This window comes from Shewanella piezotolerans WP3 (assembly GCF_000014885.1).
GTDB lineage: Bacteria > Pseudomonadota > Gammaproteobacteria > Enterobacterales > Shewanellaceae > Shewanella > Shewanella piezotolerans.
Genome location: NC_011566.1, coordinates 1,218,821 through 1,237,356 on the forward strand (window position 1 = coordinate 1,218,821; position 18,536 = coordinate 1,237,356).

Genomic DNA, 18,536 nt, shown 5'->3' on the forward strand with positions numbered 1-18,536 from the left:
CATTCGTTTCTACCCACTGTTATTAGTTTGGAGTTTTCGTGAAGCAAAGACAATTTTTTGGTACCGACGGTATTCGTGGCAAGGTCGGTGCGGGCAAGATGACACCTGAGCTTGCTCTCAAACTGGGTTGGGCGGCAGGACGTGTATTATCTCGTGCCGGAACACATAAAGTGATTATTGGTAAAGATACCCGTATTTCAGGGTATTTATTTGAATCAGCACTAGAGGCTGGCTTATCTGCTGCGGGTCTTGATGTCATGCTTATTGGCCCAATGCCGACGCCTGCCGTTGCTTATTTAACACGTACATTCCGCGCAGAAGCAGGCATAGTGATCAGCGCATCACACAACCCTTATTATGATAATGGTATTAAGTTCTTTTATACCGATGGTAGTAAATTAGAAGATGCGGTAGAGCTTGAAATCGAAGCTGAATTGGAAAAACCATTAACTTGCGTAGAGTCTCACTTATTGGGCAAAGTGGGTCGTATCGATGATGCTGCTGGCCGTTATATTGAATACTGTAAAAGTCACTTCCCGGCTGAGCAAACATTAAGTGGATTAAAGATTGTTGTAGATTGTGCCCACGGGGCTACATATCACATCGCACCTAGCGTATTTAAAGAGCTTGGCGCTGAAGTTATCGCGATTGGTGATAAACCTAATGGCTTGAACATCAACGACAAAGTTGGTGCAACTTCGATGGCTAAAATTTGTGAAACTGTGCTGGAAGAAAATGCCGACTTAGGTATAGCACTAGACGGTGATGGTGATCGGATCATGATGGTTAACCGTCATGGTCGGGTGATTGATGGCGACGAAATTCTTTATATCCTAGCCTGTGATGCGCAAAAGCGTGGCGTATTGCAAGGCGGAGTCGTTGGAACATTGATGTCTAACCTAGGCCTAGACTTAGCACTGCAGGCGCTTGATATTCCGTTTGTACGTTCTAAAGTGGGCGACCGTTATGTGATGGAGTTATTAAAAGAGCATGATTGGAAGATTGGAGGCGAGAACTCTGGCCACATTCTAAACCTTGATCATGGTACAACTGGTGACGGTATTGTGGCGGGGATACTGGTACTCGCAGCAATGTGTCGTCAAAGCGCTAGCCTTGAAGAGCTCACCGCCGGCATAACCATGTTGCCTCAAGTATTGGTCAATGTTCGTTTTGAAGGTGCTGATGACCCGTTGTCGTCAGAAGTTGTCTTGGCAGCTAAAGCCGAGGTTGAACAGAAACTTGGTGCAAGAGGCCGTGTGCTGTTGCGTAAGTCTGGCACAGAGCCTTTACTTCGGGTGATGGTAGAGGGTGACGATCGCGCTGACGTAACGCAATTTGCAAACGACATAGCAGATGCTGTCCGTAATCTAGTGTAGACTTGCTGCTTGGTTAGAATTTTTTGGTGTTGATGATGCTGTAAAAACAAGCATCTCAAGCATATATCGCCTTGTTCGCGTAAAAAATATGCGTTCTAACCGAGTTTATTAAAAATTACGCCTTTAGGTATTGTAAGTTAACAAGTGGTTCGCTATTATTCACGCCGCTTTCAGAGGAGACAGTGATGGCACTAAGACGTCCCATGGTCGCTGGTAATTGGAAAATGAATGGCAGTGCGCAACTCGCGCAAGAGCTATTCAAAAAATTCGCTACCAAGCTCCAAAATGATTCAGCGGAAGTAGTTTTGTGTCCGCCTTCTATTTATTTAGAAAGTGTTCGACAGCTGCTAGATGAAAATAAAGAAGCCTTAAATGGTTGTCTTGTCAGAATGGGTACGCAGAATGTCAGTCAACATGACTTCGGTGCTTATACTGGTGAAATATCTGGGCAGATGTTAAAAGATTCAGGATGCCGATATGTTATTATTGGCCATTCAGAACGTCGCCGTATGTACGGAGAGACGAGTGACATAGTAGCAGAGAAATTTGCTGCAGCTCAAAAACATGGTTTGACGCCAATCTTATGTGTTGGTGAGTCAGGTCCAGCTCGTGAAGCAAGACGTACTTTTGAAGTTATTGCTGAAGAGTTAGACGTGGTCATTGAAAAAAATGGCACCATGGCTTTTGACAACGCAATTATCGCTTACGAGCCATTATGGGCAGTAGGAACAGGTAAGAGCGCTACGCCAGAGCAGGCACAGGAAGTTCATGCGTTTATTCGCAAACGCCTCTCTGAAGTATCTCCATTTATCGGAGAAAATATCAGGATTTTGTACGGTGGTAGCGTAACACCGAGTAACGCAGCAGATTTATTTGCGCAGCCTGATGTAGACGGTGGCTTGATTGGCGGTGTTAGCCTCAATGCTACTGAATTTCTCAGTCTATGTACGATAGCGATGAGCGCATAAATATGTATGAAGTTCTAATGGTTGTTTACTTGTTGGTAGCGATTGGTCTTGTAGGCATGATCCTAATCCAGCAAGGTAAAGGTGCAGATATGGGGGCCTCTTTTGGCGCCGGTGCATCTGGTACTCTGTTCGGTTCATCAGGTTCTGGTAACTTCTTGACTCGTTCAACTGCAATTTTAGCGATAGCGTTTTTTGCTTTAAGTCTTACTATTGGTAACTTAAGTGCAAACCACACTCAATCTGAAGATGCATGGAACGATTTGGGTAGCGATGCAGCACAAGCTGTTGAGCAAGTTCAGCAGGGCGCTGAAAAGTCAGAAGATAAAATCCCTGACTAATCCATAGTGACTTATGGAACCTATTAATCAAATAGATTAATAGCGATTGTTGCAATGACTATTAACCTCTAAACGTAGTCATTATTAACAACAATTAACGTAGAAATTATGCGGATGTGGTGGAATTGGTAGACACGCCAGCTTGAGGGGCTGGTGAGCGAAAGCTCGTGGGGGTTCAAGTCCCCCCATCCGCACCAAATCTTTGATTTTGTTTAATGACCAAGTCAAAGGTAATAAAGTGGCTAGTTAAGCCCTTTATTATTGCAAGTAGAGTCGATTCTCAATATACTTGCACAAGTTGTCGCGGGGTGGAGCAGTTTGGTAGCTCGTCGGGCTCATAACCCGAAGGTCATCGGTTCAAATCCGGTCCCCGCAACCAGCTTCCCAGTAAAGGATTTAGATCCTATACTGTTACAGGTTCTGGATATATCAACCTCGTCATTACGGGGTTTTTTGTTATCTGGGACTTACAAAACTGTCATGAAAATGACTTTTTACTGGGGCTATTAGGCCCTTTTTTGTTTTTCTGGGGGTAACCTTGGCTACATTAGAACGCAAACTGGTAGAGATGCTCAAAGCACCAGTTGAAGCATTAGGCCACGAGCTTTGGGGTTTGGAATATATTCAAGCAGGTAAGCACTCTATCTTGCGTCTATATATAGACAACGAAAAAGGCATTTTTATTGAGGACTGTGCAGAGACCAGTCGTCAAGTTAGTGCTGTAATGGATGTTGAAGACCCAATCTCAACAGAGTACACACTCGAAGTTTCTTCACCTGGTGTAGATAGACCACTGTTCACTGCTGAACAGTATCAACTTTACATCGGTGAAACTGTAAAAGTACAAGTGACGATGCCTGTTGCAGGTAGTCGTAATTTAAAAGGAACCGTTATTGGCATAGAGGGGCAAATGCTTACTCTGTCGGTAGACGGCAACGAACTGATAATTGCTTTGGATAATATCCGCAAAGGCAATTTAATCGCTAAGTTTTGATGAATTCAAGGTGAACGAGGCAAGAGAATGAATAAAGAGATCCTGCTAGTCGCTGAGGCGGTTTCAAATGAAAAAGGTGTACCTCGCGAAAAGATTTTTGAAGCGTTGGAAATTGCACTAGCCACAGCAACCAAGAAAAAATATGAAGGTGACATTGAAGTACGTGTTGCCATTGATCGCAAAACTGGTGGTTACGAAACATTCCGTCGTTGGATGGTTGTTGAGGACACTGGCGAGCCGTTAGAGAACCCTTTCCGCGAAATTACGCTCGAAGCAGCTGTATACGACGATCCTGAGATTGAGCTTGGTGGCTTTATCGAAGATGAAATCGATTCAGTGGCATTTGACCGTATTACGACGCAAACTGCGAAACAAGTCATCGTTCAGAAAGTACGTGAAGCTGAACGCGCACAGATTGTTGACCAATTTCGTGATCGCGAAGGTGAGCTAATCGTTGGTGTCGTTAAGAAAAGTAACCGTGAAAGCGTGGTTGTTGATTTGGGTAGTAATGCTGATGGCGTACTGTTCAAAGAAGACCTTATCTCACGTGAGTCTTTCCGCCCTGGTGACCGTGTTAGAGCATTGCTTTACTCGGTACGCCCAGAAGCGCGCGGTGCACAGCTATTCTTGACTCGCACTAAATCAGAGATGCTCATTGAGCTTTTCCGTGTTGAAGTGCCAGAAATTCAAGACGAAATGATCGAAATCATGGGCGCTGCTCGTGATCCTGGTTCTCGCGCAAAGATTGCTGTTAAGTCTAACGACCGTCGTATCGATCCTATCGGTGCGTGCGTTGGTATGCGTGGTGCACGTGTTCAAGCCGTTTCAAACGAGCTTGGCGGTGAGCGTGTTGATATCGTGCTTTGGGACGATAACCCAGCGCAATACGTTATCAACTGTATGGCGCCAGCTGATGTTGCTTCAATCATTGTAGATGAAGACAACCACTCTATGGATATCGCTGTTGAAGCTGATAGCTTAGCGCAAGCAATTGGTCGTAATGGTCAAAACATTCGTTTAGCAACTCAACTATCTGGTTGGGAACTTAACGTAATGACTGTTGATGATATGAAAGCTAAGCATCAAGCAGAGAGCGCTAAAGTAGTTAACTTGTTCATCGAGTCATTAGACGTAGATAGCGAGTTTGCTCAAGTTTTGGCTGACGAAGGCTTTACCTCTTTAGAAGAGATTGCTTACGTACCAAGCTCAGAACTACTAGAAATTGAAGGGTTTGACGAAGATATCGTTGAGTCTTTAAGAGAACGTGCAAAAGCTGCGATCTCGACTCGCGCACTTGCGACTGAAGAGGCACTTGATGGTGCTGAACCAAGTGAAGACCTACTAGCGTTAGAAGGTTTGGATAGACATTTGGCATTCGTAATGGCAAGCAAAGGCGTAATCACGCTAGAAGATTTAGCCGAACAAGGCATTGATGATTTGATCGAAATTGAAGAATTAACAGAAGAAAAAGCAGGTGAGCTCATTATGGCTGCCCGTAATATCTGTTGGTTTGGCGAAGAAGCATAAGTCGATCAACAGAGGGGAATTTAATAATGGCAGATACTACAGTAGACAAACTAGCCAAAGAAGTTGGGAAAAGCGCTGATCGACTGGTCGAGCAATTTTCTCAGGCTGGTATCAAGAAATCGGCGAACGATACGGTTTCTGAATCTGAAAAACAGCAGTTGCTTGATTTTCTTAAGAAGCAACATGGTGGCGATGCTGCACCACAAAAGATGACATTACAGCGTAAGTCGGTGTCTACATTGAGCGTTGCGGGAAGTGGCGGTCAATCTAAAGACGTTAAAGTAGAAGTTCGCAAGAAGCGCACTTTTGTTAAACGCGACGAAGCGGCAGAAGCTGAATTAGCGGCTGCGGCGAAAGCTGAAGAAGAAGCGAAAGCTGCTGCGGCGAAAGCTGAAGCAGAAGCTAAGGCTAAAGCCGATGCTGAAGCAAAGCAAAAAGCTGATGCAGAAGCTAAAGCGAAAGCTGAAAAAGCAGCTAAAGCTAAGTCAGAGAAGCAAGAAGCAGCTCCTGCACAAACTGCAGACGAAAAAGCCGCTAAAGATGAAGCAGATAAGCTTCAAGCAGCTAAAGATGAAGTTGCTAAAGCCAAGGCTGATGCTGAAGCTGCCGCAGCTACTGAAGAAGCACGTCGTTTAGCTGAAGAAAATGCTAAACGTTGGGCTGATGAAGAAAAAGCTCGTAAAGAAGCAGAGAAGACAGGCGATCACCATGTAACGACTTCTACAGAAGCTCGTGCAGCTGAAGATACCGCTGATGCTAATGCTGAAAAACGTGGACGTCGTCCTCGTAAGCCTTCTGCAAATGCTGGCAATAATGCCAACTCAAACTCAAATGCGGGTTCAGGCCGTCCAGGCGGCAAAGGTAAGCGCGGTAAAGATAACCGTCGTGATAACCGTAACTCACGTAACTCACGTAATGCACGTAGCGTTGCACCAGAGTCTATGGATCAAGCATTTAATAAATCTGCCGTTGTTGTTAAAGCAGAAGTTAGCATTGGTGAAACGGTTTCAGTTTCTGAACTTGCTTCAAAGATGTCAGTTAAAGCAACTGAAATTATCAAGCAGATGATGAAAATGGGCTCTATGGTTACGATTAACCAAGTCCTAGACCAAGAGACTGCACAGCTAGTTGCTGAAGAGATGGGTCACAAAGTGATTCTGACTCGTGAAAATGAGCTCGAGCATCAAGTTCTTGCTGATCGTAACGGTGACGTTAAAGTTGAACCACGTGCACCAGTAGTAACTATCATGGGTCACGTTGACCATGGTAAAACATCGCTACTTGATTATATTCGTCGTGCAAAAGTTGCTTCTGGCGAAGCGGGTGGTATTACCCAGCATATTGGTGCTTACCACGTTGAAACGGGTAACGGCATGATCACCTTCCTTGATACTCCTGGTCACGCTGCGTTTACCGCAATGCGTGCTCGTGGTGCCAAGGCAACTGATATTGTTATTCTTGTTGTTGCTGCAGACGATGGCGTTATGCCACAAACAATCGAAGCTATCCAGCATGCTAAAGCAGGTGGTGTACCACTGATTGTTGCAGTGAACAAGATTGATAAGCCGGAAGCAGATCCTGAGCGTGTTAAGTCTGAGCTGTCTCAACATGGCGTAATGTCAGAAGACTGGGGCGGAGAGAACATGTTTGTTCACGTTTCAGCTAAGAGCGGCGAAGGTATTGATGAATTACTAGAAGGTATCCTTCTAGAGTCTGAAGTATTAGAGCTTAAAGCAGTTCGTGAAGGTATGGCTGCTGGTGTTGTTGTTGAATCTAAGCTTGATAAAGGCCGTGGTCCAGTTGCAACAGTGCTTGTACAAGAAGGTACACTGAAGCAGGGCGATATCGTTCTTTGTGGTCTTGAGTACGGTAAAGTCCGTGCGATGAAAGATGAAAACGGTAAAGCAATTACTGAAGCAGGTCCATCTATTCCGGTAGAGATCTTAGGTCTTTCTGGAGTGCCATCAGCTGGTGATGAAGCTACTGTTGTACGTGATGAGCGTAAAGCGCGTGAAGTTGCACTTTACCGTCAAGGCAAGTTCCGTGACGTTAAGCTGGCTCGCCAGCAGAAGTCAAAGCTTGAAAACATGTTCGCCAATATGGTTGAAGGTGAAGTTCAAGAGCTTAACTTGGTACTTAAAGCTGACGTACAAGGTTCGCTTGAAGCAATCGCTGATTCGCTTAATAAGCTATCAACTGACGAAGTTAAAGTTAACATCATCGCTCGCGGTGTAGGTGGACTGACTGAGACAGACGCAACATTAGCAGCAGCATCTAACGCTATTATGGTTGGCTTTAACGTTCGTGCTGATGCACAAGCGCGTAAAGTCGTCGATAGCGAAAGTGTTGACCTACGTTACTATAGCATCATCTACCAATTGATTGATGAAGTTAGAGACGCGATGGGTGGCATGCTAGCGCCAGAATTTAGACAAGAAATTATTGGTCTTGCTGAAGTTCGTGACGTATTTAAGTCTCCTAAGATTGGTGCAATCGCTGGTTGTATGGTGACTGAAGGTACTATTAAGCGTAGCGCTCCAATCCGTGTTCTACGTGAAAACGTTGTTATTTACGAAGGTGAGCTAGAATCTCTACGCCGCTTCAAAGACGATGTTAGCGACGTCCGTAACGGAATGGAATGTGGTATCGGTGTGAAGAACTATAATGACGTCAGAGTTGGCGATCAGATTGAAGTCTTCGAGACCGTTGAGATTGCACGTACCTTGTAATCTATCTTATTAATTATAAGGGCGGCGTAAGCCGCCTTTATTTTTTAAAGTAAATGGCAAATATATTATGGCAAAAGAATTTAGTCGTACACGCCGTATTGCACAGCAACTGCAACAAGAGTTAGCTGTCGTTCTTCAGCGTGATATGAAAGACCCTCGTATTGGCTTTGTAACGGTCAATGACGTTGATGTTTCACGTGATTTAAGCTACGCAAAGGTGTTTGTTACTTTCTTTGAAGAAGATGAAAAGCTTGTTCAAGAGAAAGTTGAAGCATTAGATGCCGCAGCAGGCTATATCCGTTCACTGGTTGCAGGTCGTATGAAGTTACGCGTGATGCCTGAACTGCGTTTTATCTATGACAGTTCGCTGGTTGAAGGTATGCGCATGTCGAACCTGGTTAGCCGAGTGATCAGTGATGATGAAGCTAAGCAGCAAGAGCACGGCACAGTTGAAAATGCTAAGCAAGACGGTGACAAGGCTGAGGACGACAAGTAATGGCTCGTCGTTCTCGTGGTCGTCATATAGATGGTGTGTTGTTGCTTGATAAAGACACTGGCATGAGCTCGAACTTTGCATTGCAAAGAGTGAAACGCTTTTTTAATGCAAACAAAGCGGGTCATACTGGTGCGCTTGATCCCTTAGCCACAGGCATGTTGCCTATATGCTTAGGTGAAGCGACCAAGTTTTCGCAGCACCTTCTCGATGCTGATAAACGTTACCTCGTCACCGCCAAGCTTGGTCAGCGCACTGACACTAGCGATTCCGACGGTGAAGTTGTTCAGACTCGTGAAATTGACTTTACTCAAGAGCAGCTTGATACAGCACTTGAGTATTTTCGCGGTAAAACGATGCAAGTGCCGTCAATGTATTCAGCGCTTAAATATCAAGGTCAGCCCTTGTATAAATATGCCCGTGAAGGCATTGAAGTACCGCGTGAAGCACGTCCTATCAATGTATTTGAGCTTAACTTTATTAGCCTAGAAGGCGACGAGTTAACCTTAGATATTCATTGCTCTAAAGGGACCTATATCCGAACCATTACTGATGACTTGGGTGAGATGCTCGGCTGTGGCGCTCATGTGATAATGCTGCGACGTACTCAAGTCGCGGGTTATCCATACGACAATATGGTCTCTCTAGCAGAGCTTGAAGCGCTTGTTACTAAGGTTGAAGCTGAGTCATTGACTTTAGCTGAGGTATTAGATCCGCTTCTTCTACCGATGGATACTGCGGTGAGTGATTTCAAAGAGATTAACGTCTCCGATGATATAGCGCCGTTCTTAATGAATGGTAACCCTGTCCAGGTTGCAAATTTGCCCGTTGATGAGCTTGTGCGTATCACTTTAGGTGTTGAGCGTAGGTTTGTTGGCATTGGTCAGATGAATGATGATGGACTGCTTGCGCCGAAGCGACTTATTGTTTTAAGAGATGAGGCAGCTCAATAGCAATTATTTGCGATGCGAGTAAGAAATCTAGTTGCTACTACTTAGCTTAATGGGTAGAATAGCGCGCTCACTTTGGCTGAGTTAGTGATCGGCTAAAGATTTTTAATTATTATTTTGGAGATAGAAATGTCACTAAGTGTTGAAGCTAAAGCTAAAATCCTAGCTGAATTTGGTCGTTGTGAAAATGATACTGGTTCTTCTGAAGTTCAAGTTGCTCTGCTAACTGCGCAGATCAACCACCTACAAGGTCACTTCAAAGAGCACATCCATGATCACCATTCACGTCGTGGTCTACTACGTATGGTTAGCACACGTCGTAAACTTCTTGCATACCTTAAGCGTACTGAAAATGTTCGTTACCAAGAGCTTATCAAGAAGTTAGGTCTACGTCGTTAATCTTTAATTAGATAACGTTCGACCTATTAAAAGGAGGCATAGCCTCCTTTTTTTGTGCCTGCAATTTAGCAATGCTTGGCTGTACCTACTGAAACACAAAATAATTGTTTGTACGAATTATACCAATTGCATTAAAAGTTTGACCATTCAGCGGGAATTCAAAACGTTGTAGGCAAGTAGTGGGATTTGAGCTAATAGTTATTCTATATCCAAACCCCATAGCGAAGCATACAGCGTTTTGAAACCCGCACTACGTGAGCCCTTCAGTCTTTCCACTTCTGCTTTGCATTGGCTTAAAAGGGAATAACCATTTCTTTACCAATGCGCTTTGAATTGAAAAGGCTGAGGGGCTCTGAAATGGTCAAATACTTAATGCAATTGGTATTAATATGAATATTTGTTCCGTCAGCGAGAGCTTAGCGTTTTCGCCTCAGTGCTATGTTGCTTAATATATTTATCTTCAAATATGTTTAGCGGTAGGGGTTTACTGAAGTAATAGCCTTGCCCAATTAAGCAACCACGTTCTTGTAACCACGTTAACTGGGCTTCGTTTTCAATGCCTTCTGCGACTATCTTTAAATCCAGCTGTTTCCCTAACATCAATATTGTTGAAGCTATAGCACTTTCTTTCGGAAGATCAGATACAAAACAGCGGTCTATTTTCATCGTGGTGATTGGTAAGTGACGTAGATATGACAACGAAGAGTAGCCAGTACCAAAGTCATCTACAGCAATGCCAAAACCAGCTGAACGCAACTCATCTAGCTTCTTTATCGCTAACTGAACATCATTCATTAATGAGGTCTCAGTGATCTCAATCTCCAATAACTCTGGTGCTATTTGATAGCGCAGCGCAGCCTTTTTGATATCAGGTACGAGGCTTGAATGTTCGAACTGTTGTGAGGCAACATTGACAGCAATAGGTAAAGAAAAGTTGTATTCATTTTGCCACTTCTTAATGGTACGACAACTCTCTTCTATTACCCATTGTCCAAGTGGGATAATAATACCAGTTTCTTCCGCGACAGGTATAAATGACATGGGGCTAATTAATCTGCCGTCTTTCTGCCACCTTATTAAGGCTTCACAGCCAATTAGTTGCCCTGTTTGAATATCGAGCTTAGGTTGAAAGTGTAAAACAAACTCTTTATTTATAAGTGCATCATGCAATGATGCTTCGGTTCTTAATCGCACTGCGGCGCGCTCAGTCATCTGTTGTTTGAAAAAGGCCCACTGGTTAGTTCCTGCCGCTTTGGCGCTGTACATGGCGATATCGGCGTGGCGGATAAGATCTTCAGCCGCTAGACCATCATCAGGAAAGATAGATATCCCTATAGATGCTGCAGGATGGATTGCATGCTCATTCAACTGCATTGGCGTGTTGAGTTTGAGTAACAATTTACTGACAAAGTCAGCGGCTTGGCATGGTGTGGTTAGACCGTCAGCTAGAATAACAAATTCATCACCACCTAGGCGTGCCACCGTGCCTTTTTCAGCAACAGAATCTTCTAAAATCCGAGCGATCCGCACGAGAAATTGGTCACCCAAGGCATGGCCAAGGGAGTCATTGATATTTTTAAACCTGTCTAAATCAATAAATAACAATACAAACTGCACTTTCTGAACTTTAGCTCTTTGTATCGTGACCGCAATGGTTTCAAGTAGAAGTGCCCTATTGGGTAAGCCTGTTAACGCATCTCTTGTCGCCATTTTTCTCAGTTTGTTTTGTGTTCTTGAGAACTGCACCAATATTTGATTGAGCTTACTGGTTACAAGGCCAAGTTCGTCATCTCTGTGGGCTCGTGATGTTGGAAGCAGGTTTTCAGCCGGCGATTCGGGATCTATTTTATCGATGGCTTCACTTATCCTAGCAATAGGTTGGGTTAAGAATCGATGGAAAACAATTGATAGCAACAGAGTAAGTAGAAAGGCGCGGGTTAAGGTTGCCCACAAACTGTAACGTAAGGTTGAAAATAGCGAGAGAGTCAGCTTCTGCACATCATAATGAACCGTTAGCTGACCTATTAGCTCTTGTTGATAGTTATTAGTGGAAATGGGGCGGTATAATAAACGGGATACTTGATTTAGATCGCCAAAAAGTTCTTTGCTTATTTTTGTGAACAACCCTGAAATTTGCATATCGTTCGAATTTTTGACGACAACAAAAAGGCTTTTATCATCAAGTTCAATGGTTGCAGAACCAATATTATCAACCTTTAATAGACCTTGTATGGTTTGAGCAGCCAATGTCTCGTCCATTGCCCAAACCGCATTTGTTGCTGGTTGCTCGACAGAATTGAGTAATTCTTGCTGGGTTGAAATCAACTGTTGGCGTTCATTGACAAAAACTAGCGAAATTTCAACTAGAAAAATTGCAAAAGCAAAAAATAACGTTGAAGAAACAACAAGTATGGTTTGCTTCCAAGTCAGTGACTTAAAATTTTCCTTTTTCAACTTTTTTCCTTTATTTTAATAGCTTATGTATGCTTGTGTAGGTAGGTAGTTGTGTTTAGGGAAACATTGATATTGTAATATGCCCACTTTAGAGAAAAGATTCCGCTTTGTCATTAATCTATTCTCTTTATCTATTGAATAAACTTGCAGTATACTTACGCGCGTAATTAAGGTAATTAAATTTAAGGAATGGTTCACGTGAATCCAATCGTAAAGAGTTTTGAATATGGTCAGCACACAGTTACATTAGAAACTGGTGTTATCGCACGTCAAGCAGACGCTGCTGTTTTAGCAAGTATGGGTGATACAACAGTCCTTGTTACTGTTGTCGGAAAGAAAGCTGAAGAGCCAGGTCGTGACTTTTTCCCGCTAACCGTTAATTACCAGGAAAAGACATACGCTGCTGGTAAGATCCCTGGTGGATTTTTCAAACGTGAAGGTCGTCCATCTGAAAGCGAAACATTGATTGCACGCCTCATTGACCGTCCAATTCGTCCACTATTCCCAAATGGCTTCAAGAATGAAGTTCAGGTAATTATCACAGTAGTTTCTGTTGATCCTGAAATCAATCCTGACATTATTTCGATGATTGGTACTTCTGCTGCACTAGCTATTTCTGGTCTGCCTTTCAACGGCCCACTAGGGGTTGCACGTGTCGGTTACACAAACGGTGAATACGTTCTTAACCCAGATGTCACTCAGCTTGTTGATAGTGAGCTAGATCTAGTTGTTGCGGGTACTGAAGGCGCGGTTCTGATGGTTGAATCGGAAGCGGCTTCTCTACCTGAAGAAGTGATGCTTGGCGGTGTGGTTTATGGCCATGAACAACAGCAAGTTGTTATTAATGCGATTAGTGAACTAAAAGCTGAAGCTAGCAAGCCTGCATGGGATTGGACTGCTCCAGTTCAAGATCAAGAGCTTGTAGCTAAGATTAAAGACCTGGCTGAAGCAGGTCTTACTGAAGCTTATCAAATCGAAGTTAAGCAAGATCGTTACACTCAAGTTGGCGTAATTAAATCTGCTGCTAAAGAAGCACTTTTGGCTGAAAACCCAGAAGCTGATTTGCGCGAAATCGACGGTCTGCTTGGTAGCTTAGAGAAGAAAGTCGTTCGTAGCCGTATCATTGCGGGTAACCCACGTATTGATGGTCGTGAGCCAGATATGGTTCGTGCACTAAACGTGATGGCTGGCGTACTTCCACGTACACACGGTAGCTCACTGTTCACTCGTGGCGAAACTCAAGCACTAGTTACTTGTACTCTTGGTACAGAGCGTGATGCACAGAAAGTTGATAGCATCATGGGCGAGTACACAAACCGCTTTATGCTGCACTATAACTTCCCTCCGTACTCAGTGGGTGAAACTGGTTTTGTTGGTTCACCTAAGCGCCGCGAAATTGGTCATGGTAAGTTAGCATGGCGTGGTATTAACGCTGTTATGCCTTCAGCTGAAGAGTTCCCGTACAGCGTTCGTGTAGTATCTGAGATCACTGAATCAAATGGTTCAAGCTCAATGGCTTCTGTATGTGGTACTTCACTTGCGCTTATGGATGCAGGTGTACCGATTAAAACATCGGTTGCAGGTATCGCAATGGGTCTAGTTAAAGAAGGCGACGACTTCGTTGTTCTTTCTGACATCCTAGGTGATGAAGATCATCTTGGTGATATGGACTTTAAAGTAGCTGGTACTCGTGACGGTATTACTGCTTTGCAGATGGATATCAAGATTGAAGGTATCACTAAAGACATCATGCAGATTGCACTGCAACAAGCCTATGGCGCGCGCGTACATATTCTAAATGTAATGGACCAAGCCATTGGTTCACATCGTGAAGATATCTCTGACCACGCACCACGTATCACAACTCTTAAGATTAACCCTGAGAAGATCCGTGACGTTATTGGTAAAGGTGGTGCAACAATTCGTGCACTTACTGAAGAGACTGGCACTACGATTGAGCTTGAAGATGACGGCACAGTTAAGATTGCTTCTTCAAATGGCGAAGCAACTAAAGAAGCTATTCGTCGTATCGAAGAGATCACTGCTGAAGTTGAAGTTGGAACTGTTTACAACGGTAAAGTTGTTCGTATCGTCGATTTCGGTGCATTCGTGACAATTCTTCCTGGCAAAGATGGTCTAGTTCATATTTCTCAAATCGCTGAAGAGCGTGTTGCAAATGTGTCTGACTACCTAGAAGTTGGCCAAGAAGTTAAAGTTAAAGTTATGGAAGTTGACCGCCAAGGTCGTGTGCGTCTTTCTATGAAAGAAGCTGCGCCAAAAGCTGAAGCTCCTGCTGCAGAATAAACCTTAAACCGTTTATTTAAAAGGAGGCCCATGTGGCCTCCTTTTTTGTGAGCGCTAATAACCTCTTCTAGCGTATGTATGAAGGTTTAACGCTGTCGCTGGTAATTATTTACTGTAAATGAGAGTATTTTTCAATTCCTTGATAGCAGTAGTAACAGGGGATTGCTATGATTGGAGCTATTGCTGAACTCAAAAGGTTAAATGGATGAATCAAAAGATGCGTACCACTGCAATTGCAGTGATGGCTGGGATCAGTATATTGCTGACCGGATGTGTATCAACCCAAGCAGGTAGTAACCAACCTGACGCTATTAAAGTCGCTCCCGTTTCCCCTGACTATAAGCTCGAGATTACGCTAGCCAAACTAAATGAAATCCTATCTAGTGTAGAGTTAACCCAGGAACAGCGTGCGCGTTTCCATTATGACCGCGGTGTTATTTATGACCGAGTTGGCTTACGTATTTTAAGCCGAATCGATTTCCATCAGGCATTGAAGTTACAGCCTAACCTAGCCGATGCCTATAATTTCCTCGGTATTTACTATACCCAAGAAAATGAATTCGAAAGCGCTTATGAAGCATTTGATGCTGTGCTTGAGTTGTCTCCTGACTACGACTATGCCTATTTGAACCGCGGCATCTCGCTTTATTATGGAGAGCGCTCTGAGTTAGCCGTATCTGATATGGATATGTTCTATAACCGTGACCCATCTGATGGTTATCGCGTGTTATGGCTTTTCCTTGCTGAAAGAGAGATCGATGAGCAAGCTGCTACCGTCAGAATGGTTGAGAACCGCGCTAAGCTGAATCCAGATGCTTGGTCAAGCACCTTAGTTGATTACTACCTAGGTAAAAAAGATAAAGAAGCTGTGTTTGCGCTAGCTAAAGAGGGCTTAAAGCACCCGAATGAATATGCCGAACGTTTATGTGAAGCCTACTTCTATATGGCAAAAATAGCCCAGCAACGGGGTGATAATGCCGAGGCCGCTAATTACTTTCGTTTAGCATTAGCAACAAACATCTATGATTTTGTTGAGCATAGATATGCACGTCTTGAGCTTGCACGAGTTGCCGCTGCAATGGCACCTGCAGTTAACTAGGTATTATTGATCTTGCAAAAGCCTCCTTTAAGGAGGCTTTTTTATTGCTTGAATGCGATTTTGAATTCGTTTTAAGCTGCCGCACTGGTAGCCAAAATATAGGTGAACAGCTATAATTGCCGCCTTTGTGAACTCCCAGAATTACAGGTATACATGTCAGGCTATAAAGTTGAGGTCGACAAACGTCGCACTTTCGCCATCATCTCTCACCCAGATGCGGGTAAAACCACCATTACTGAAAAGGTTCTTTTATTTGGTAACGCGTTACAAAAAGCGGGCACAGTAAAAGGCAAAAAGTCAGGTCAGCACGCTAAGTCTGACTGGATGGAGATGGAAAAAGACCGTGGTATCTCGATTACTACTTCTGTCATGCAGTTTCCATACAATGATGCGTTAGTTAATCTTCTCGACACACCTGGTCACGAAGACTTCTCTGAAGATACCTACCGTACGCTTACAGCGGTTGATTCCTGTTTAATGGTGATTGACTCGGCAAAAGGTGTTGAACAACGTACCATTAAATTGATGGAAGTCACTCGTCTGCGCGATACGCCAATTGTTACCTTCATGAACAAACTTGACCGTGATATTCGTGATCCTATTGAGTTGATGGATGAAGTTGAAGAGGTGCTTAACATCAAGTGTGCACCTATCACTTGGCCGATTGGTGCAGGTAAAGAGTTTAAAGGGGTTTATCACCTTTTGCGAGACGAAGTGATCTTGTACCAAAATGGTATGGGGCACACGATTCAAGACTCCCAAATTATTAAAGGTCTCGATAACCCAGAACTTGACGAAGCAATCGGCAGCTATGCTGACGAAATTCGTGATGAGATGGAGCTCGTGGCTGGCGCGTCTCACGAATTTGATCGTGAGCAATTCCTCAAAGGCGAATTAACACCTGTTTATTTTGGTACTGCATTGGGTAACTTTGGTGTTGACCATATTCTTGACGGTATCGTTGAGTGGGCTCCTATTCCACAGCCGCGTGAAACAGAAGCACGTAATATCGAACCTACGGAAGCTAAATTTAGTGGTTTTGTGTTTAAGATCCAAGCCAATATGGATCCTAAGCATCGTGACCGCGTTGCCTTTATGCGGATCTGTTCTGGCCGTTATGAGCAGGGCATGAAGATGCATCATGTACGTTTGGGGAAAGATGTAAATGTCAGCGATGCGTTGACCTTTATGGCGGGCGATCGTAATCGTGCAGAGGCAGCTTATCCAGGTGATATTATTGGTTTGCATAACCACGGTACCATTCGCATTGGTGATACCTTTACTCAAGGTGAAAAGTTACGCTTTACTGGTGTACCTAACTTTGCGCCAGAGATGTTCCGCCGCATTCGCCTTAAAGATCCATTAAAGCAAAAGCAGCTGCTAAAGGGCTTAGTACAGCTTTCTGAAGAGGGCGCTGTACAGGTATTTAGACCATTAGACAGTAATGACTTGATTGTAGGCGCTGTTGGTGTGCTGCAGTTTGAGGTGGTTGTAGGTCGCTTGAAGACTGAATACAAAGTTGAAGCTATTTATGAAGCGATTAGTGTCGCTACTGCTCGCTGGGTTTATTGTGATGATCATAAGAAATTGGACGAATTTAAGCGTAAGTGCAGCATGAACTTAGCACTTGATGGCGGTGATAACCTCACTTATATCGCACCGACAATGGTGAATTTGAATCTTTCGATGGAACGCTACCCTGATATTGAGTTTGCTAAGACACGTGAGAATTAATCTTCGCAACTGATACTCGATACTAAAACCCAAGCCATGGCTTGGGTTTTTTATTGGCTGTTTATAGTTAGGTTGAATGAGCTGGAACGATATACTGTAAGCGTACATGGGCAATTAGGTTCATGAGTAAAAGTTGAATTTGCCAAAGGTTTGATTCATGAGAGCGAGTATTACAATAATAGAGGGAGTTCTTAAATTGACCGTTGATTTTGAAAGAGTATAGAGGTAGCCATGACATTATTAGTGAATGATGAGCAGTTTAAAATATTTCCAATGATAGATAGTCACGCTCATTTGGATTTTAGCGAGTTTGATCATGACAGAGGCGAACTTTTTCAACAGATGAGGGATCTTGGGGTAGAGCAAGTAGTGATCCCAGGCGTATCAGAAGATAAGTGGGCAAACCAAGTTCGCATTGCCAAGCAGTTTGATTGTCCTTTTGCATTAGGTATACACCCTTGGTTTTGTCATTCGATGACAAACCAAACGTTAGCCAATCTCAGGGAGTTGTTATTGCGCTCGCAGCAAGATGAAAAACTTGTCGCTATTGGCGAGTGCGGTTTAGATAAGTTACATAAAAGTAATTTCGCAACACAATTATCGGTATTTAAAGCTCAAATTTTGCTCGCTGAAGAGTTTGAGCTACCTCTCATTATTCATTGTGTTAAAAGCCATGAAGAGATGCTTAACCTGCTCAAAGTCAGTAAAAATGTCAGGAAAGGTGTGATCCATGGTTTTTATGGCGGACCTGAGTTGGCATCACGTTATGTTCATTTAGGTTATAAGTTAGGTATTGGCGGATTACTTTTGAATGATAATGCTCATAAGTTGCAGCAAACAGTGGCTGAATTACCCCTCAGTGCATTCGTATTAGAAACCGATTCCCCTGCGATGAGGCCTCAAAATAGTGATAGTGATCGTAATTCACCACTTATTTTGCCTTTATTACTCAAAAAAATGGCAAGTTTGCAGAAAAAAACTAATGTTCTTATATCAGAACAGCTGTATTTGAATGTTTCGCAACTCTTTGACCTTTAGTTTTATTTTGTTTGAACAGATGTAACTCGCATCATAATAACTAACGAAATCATTGAAATAAAACTTCAAAAATTTGATCAATACGACGCTTTTGGGCGTCTGGTCGGGTATAATCGACCGCGGAAAAAGGTTG

The 18,536-nt window shown here is 43.4% G+C and carries 14 protein-coding genes and 2 tRNA genes; 15 read left to right on the forward strand and 1 reads right to left on the reverse strand.

Annotated elements, in window-relative coordinates:
• The first annotated feature begins 38 nt into the window (after positions 1-38).
• From glmM to rpsO, 11 genes are all read left to right on the forward strand, one after another.
• Positions 39-1,376 carry a phosphoglucosamine mutase gene (gene glmM, locus SWP_RS05345; protein WP_020911385.1) on the forward strand — a complete coding sequence of 446 codons (1,338 nt, stop codon included), beginning with the start codon at positions 39-41 and terminating at the stop codon, positions 1,374-1,376.
• A 185-nt stretch (positions 1,377-1,561) separates the two neighbouring features.
• Entirely contained in the window at positions 1,562-2,344 is a 783-nt protein-coding gene (tpiA, locus tag SWP_RS05350; protein ID WP_020911386.1) for a triose-phosphate isomerase, read from the forward strand.
• A 2-nt stretch (positions 2,345-2,346) separates the two neighbouring features.
• A complete protein-coding gene (secG, locus tag SWP_RS05355; protein WP_020911387.1) occupies positions 2,347-2,682 on the forward strand; it encodes a preprotein translocase subunit SecG in 336 nt (111 codons plus the stop codon).
• A 110-nt stretch (positions 2,683-2,792) separates the two neighbouring features.
• Positions 2,793-2,879, forward strand: a tRNA-Leu gene (locus SWP_RS05360).
• A 105-nt stretch (positions 2,880-2,984) separates the two neighbouring features.
• Positions 2,985-3,061 (forward strand) — tRNA-Met (locus SWP_RS05365).
• 159 nt (positions 3,062-3,220) lie between these two features.
• Positions 3,221-3,676: a ribosome maturation factor RimP gene (rimP, locus tag SWP_RS05370; protein WP_044555691.1), complete on the forward strand. Its 456-nt coding sequence runs from the start codon at positions 3,221-3,223 to the stop codon at positions 3,674-3,676.
• 27 nt (positions 3,677-3,703) lie between these two features.
• Positions 3,704-5,203 carry a transcription termination factor NusA gene (nusA, locus tag SWP_RS05375; protein WP_020911389.1) on the forward strand — a complete coding sequence of 500 codons (1,500 nt, stop codon included), beginning with the start codon at positions 3,704-3,706 and terminating at the stop codon, positions 5,201-5,203.
• Positions 5,204-5,229: 26 nt separating this feature from the next.
• A complete protein-coding gene (gene infB, locus SWP_RS05380) occupies positions 5,230-7,932 on the forward strand; it encodes a translation initiation factor IF-2 (protein ID WP_020911390.1) in 2,703 nt (900 codons plus the stop codon).
• 67 nt (positions 7,933-7,999) lie between these two features.
• Positions 8,000-8,428 carry a 30S ribosome-binding factor RbfA gene (gene rbfA / locus SWP_RS05385; protein WP_020911391.1) on the forward strand — a complete coding sequence of 143 codons (429 nt, stop codon included), beginning with the start codon at positions 8,000-8,002 and terminating at the stop codon, positions 8,426-8,428.
• Positions 8,428-9,378, forward strand: a complete 951-nt coding sequence (truB, locus tag SWP_RS05390) for a tRNA pseudouridine(55) synthase TruB (RefSeq protein WP_020911392.1) — start codon at positions 8,428-8,430, stop codon at positions 9,376-9,378. Before rbfA ends, truB begins: the two co-directional genes overlap by 1 nt.
• A gap of 126 nt (positions 9,379-9,504) precedes the next feature.
• Entirely contained in the window at positions 9,505-9,774 is a 270-nt protein-coding gene (gene rpsO, locus SWP_RS05395; RefSeq protein ID WP_020911393.1) for a 30S ribosomal protein S15, read from the forward strand.
• 405 nt (positions 9,775-10,179) lie between these two features.
• Here rpsO and SWP_RS05400 read toward each other — a convergent pair whose 3' ends face one another.
• Positions 10,180-12,228 (reverse strand): putative bifunctional diguanylate cyclase/phosphodiesterase, encoded by a 2,049-nt coding sequence (locus SWP_RS05400; protein ID WP_020911394.1) that lies wholly within the window; start codon positions 12,226-12,228, stop codon positions 10,180-10,182.
• Positions 12,229-12,426: 198 nt separating this feature from the next.
• Here SWP_RS05400 and pnp point away from each other — a divergent pair, with 198 nt between their 5' ends.
• The 4 genes from pnp to SWP_RS05420 all read left to right on the forward strand — a co-directional run bounded on the left by pnp (position 12,427) and on the right by SWP_RS05420 (position 18,403).
• Positions 12,427-14,532, forward strand: coding sequence for a polyribonucleotide nucleotidyltransferase (gene pnp / locus SWP_RS05405; RefSeq protein ID WP_020911395.1), 2,106 nt, complete (start codon positions 12,427-12,429; stop codon positions 14,530-14,532).
• A gap of 205 nt (positions 14,533-14,737) precedes the next feature.
• Positions 14,738-15,631 (forward strand): lipoprotein NlpI, encoded by an 894-nt coding sequence (gene nlpI / locus SWP_RS05410; protein WP_020911396.1) that lies wholly within the window; start codon positions 14,738-14,740, stop codon positions 15,629-15,631.
• A 153-nt stretch (positions 15,632-15,784) separates the two neighbouring features.
• Positions 15,785-17,365 (forward strand): peptide chain release factor 3, encoded by a 1,581-nt coding sequence (gene prfC / locus SWP_RS05415; protein WP_044555692.1) that lies wholly within the window; start codon positions 15,785-15,787, stop codon positions 17,363-17,365.
• A gap of 231 nt (positions 17,366-17,596) precedes the next feature.
• Positions 17,597-18,403: a TatD family hydrolase gene (locus SWP_RS05420; RefSeq protein WP_020911398.1), complete on the forward strand. Its 807-nt coding sequence runs from the start codon at positions 17,597-17,599 to the stop codon at positions 18,401-18,403.
• Positions 18,404-18,536 lie beyond the last annotated feature (133 nt).